This is a genomic window from Streptomyces sp. IBSBF 2435 (assembly GCF_036815005.1).
Taxonomy (GTDB): Bacteria; Actinomycetota; Actinomycetes; order Streptomycetales; family Streptomycetaceae; genus Actinacidiphila.
Window position 1 is genome coordinate 7456 of the sequence record NZ_JAJSYW010000229.1, and the last position, 1978, is coordinate 9433.

Sequence of the window (1978 nt, forward strand, 5' to 3'; positions counted from 1 at the left end):
ACCGCGCCCGCGGGCACGCCCTTGCCGCTGCGGGTGTCCATCAGCCGGGCCGGCGACAGGGTCCGGTAGGTCGAGCCGGTGGTGTCGGCCGTGTAGTAGCCGGTGACGTCCGCGAGGACGTTCACGCTGCCGGCGTGGTTGTAGAAGTCGACCTTGCCGTTGACGACCGGCACGACCACCAGGTTCGGGATCGTCTGCCCCGCCACGAAGTTCAGGTTCGACGCGCTCGTGCGGGCCGTGCCGTCCGGGTAGACCGACACGAAGCTGGACGACGTCGGACCGGTCGCCGTCACGTTCAGCACCACCGCGGTCACCCCGCTGGCCGGCACCCCCGTGGTCCCGCCGGTGACCGGCAGGCTCACCACACCGCCAGGCCCGACCGCGCCCGCGGGCACGCCCTTGCCGCTGCGGGTGTCCATCAGCCGGGCCGGCGTCAGCGGGTGGAAGGTGGTCGCGGGCGGCGCCGCGTCGGCGACGACCGTGGTCGCCGCGGTGGTGGCGAGCTTGCCCGACTGGTGGACGCCCTGGACGGCGACGGAGTGCGTACCCACCGGGAGCGTGACGGTGGCGGACCTCGCGGTGCCCGCGACGCTGGCGGCGGCGGTGCCGTCGACCAGGACCTTGAAGCCCGAGATCAGCGAAGTGGGCGTCGACGCCGTCCAGTTGACCGTGACGGGACCGGTGGTGTGATAGGTCCCGCCGTCCTGGTAGGCCGCGCCGCCCACCGAGCTGACGGCCAGGCCGGCGACCGGCCCCGCGGCCCAGCTGCGGATCGTGCCGAGCTGCGCGTAGAGCTTGTCGCCCGGGCACTCGGTGCTCACGCCGTCGCGGTGCGCCGAGACGGCCGGGAAGGGGTACGACTGCCCGGCCGTGAAGGACCGGCCGGTGCCGCTGGTCTGGGTGGTCTGGGTCGACAGCGACACCGTGCTCGACGGGTCGACCCCGTACTGCCCGAGCTTCCACGCGGCCACCCGGGCGACCGAGGCCAGTGCGGCGGTACTGGCGCCGGCGGACGTGTAGTTGCCGAGTACGGCGATGCCGGTGGTGTCCTGGTTCCACCCGGCGGTGTGCGCACCCTCGACCGGCTGGTCCACCCCGCCCTTGCGGCCCTCGAAGATCGTGCCGCACTTGTCGACCAGGAAGTTGTAGCCGATGTCCTTCCAGCCGTTCGACTGCACGTGGAAGACGTAGATGCCGCGGACGATCGACGCCGAGTCGGCGCAGTCGTAGTCGACGGCGGTGTCGGTGTGGTGGACGAAGACACCGTGGACGTCGGTCATGTAGACCGGGTCCTCGGGGCTGATGGACTCGTCAGCGCCCCAGCCGGCCCGGCTGACGATCGACGGCTGCGGCACGGAGGAGACCGGCCCGCTGCCCGGCGGGCGCTGGGTGTCCCGCGGCGCGACGGCGCCCTGCGGCGCGGCGGTCGGGTCGTCGCCGACCATGTCGACCCGCAGGCCCGCGGGCAGCGCCGCCGCGCCCTTGTCGACCCGCACCTGTACGCCGTCGGACGGGCCGACCCACAGCGGGTCGGTGGCGCCGCGCGCCCCGGCCCCCAGGTCGCCCTCCTGCTCGGTCGCGTCCAGCTGACGCCACCCCGACCAGACGCCGGTCCCGGCTTCCCTGGTCCGCACCTCGACCCGCCCGGGCGCCGCGGCCTTCGGGTCCCGCCACGACACGCCGACCGTACTGAACGGCTTCGTGCCGCGCCTGCCGAGCACCGCGCCGCCGTCACCGCCGACGGCCAGCCCGACCGCCTGCACGGAACTGGCCACCGGCCCGGCCGCCCGCACCCCGCCGACCGGCGCCCCTTGCGCCACCTGCTGGAGTCCCACCATCCCCGACACGCCCAACGCGGCCGCAAGCGCCGCTCCCCAGACCCGACGTGTTCTCACGTGTCCCCCCTCATTCCGTCGTTCAACGTTCCGAACCTCGTACCATATTCGACACCCCGTCAGCCCCCCACACCGCCTTATCC

Annotated in this window: 1 protein-coding gene; it reads right to left on the reverse strand. The window is 73.8% G+C overall.

What is annotated here, in order from left to right; all coding sequences use genetic code 11:
* Positions 1-1895: peptidoglycan recognition protein family protein (locus V7E46_RS30015; protein WP_333771361.1), on the reverse strand; the 1895-nt coding region annotated here is incomplete at its 3' end.
* Positions 1896-1978 lie beyond the last annotated feature (83 nt).